General features: G+C 52.8%; 1 protein-coding gene. It reads right to left on the bottom strand.

Annotation, left to right across the window (positions count from 1 at the left end; all coding sequences use genetic code 11):
• A partial coding sequence (locus NKI85_RS37860) for an ABC transporter permease subunit (protein WP_352781023.1) occupies window positions 1–530 on the bottom strand: 530 nt, incomplete at its 3' end.
• Window positions 531–585: the final 55 nt, after the last annotated feature.

The following is a 585-nucleotide window of genomic DNA, read 5'->3' as shown; positions in this document are numbered from 1 at the left end:
AGATAAACCTGCATCAGAAGAGGCAGGCCGCGGAAGAACGAAGTGTAAAAGCTGGCGATGGCGTAGGCGAACCCGTTGTTTGAAAGTTTCGCTATGGCGGCAATTATTCCGATGGCCGATGCGAGGACCAGCGAAATGGCTGAAATGTAGAGTGTTGTCACCACGCCTTGCGTGATAAGAAAGGGCAGGTTCTTCCATATGAAGGGCAGGCTTAAGTCAAATAACTTGACGAACGCGAGAAACAGGATCAGCAGCTCAAACCATACGACCCCGATTTGCACCTTCAGCGGAGCAAAACCGATCAGCACAAGGTTGAAGCAAAAAATAACGGCGATCACAAACGCAATCGCGAAACGGCCGTAAAAGCCGCTCTCCAGCGGATCGCCGATGACCGGCCGCATGAGCTCGCCCATGGTCGTGCCCGTGAGGTTGAACATAAGAAAAATCGAAAGCACGAGTACAAAGACCGAGGCGATGAACCACGGCTTATGGACAAGCACCTCTGATTCAACTGTATCCGCATAGATCATGGCAGCCCTTTCCAAAAAAAGCGGCCCCGCCTGGCCGGGCCGCTATGGCTTTGCG

It is taken from the genome of Mesorhizobium sp. M0571 (genome assembly GCF_040320985.1).
Taxonomy (GTDB): domain Bacteria; phylum Pseudomonadota; class Alphaproteobacteria; order Rhizobiales; family Rhizobiaceae; genus Mesorhizobium.
This window is presented reverse-complemented; position numbering and strand designations above follow the sequence as displayed.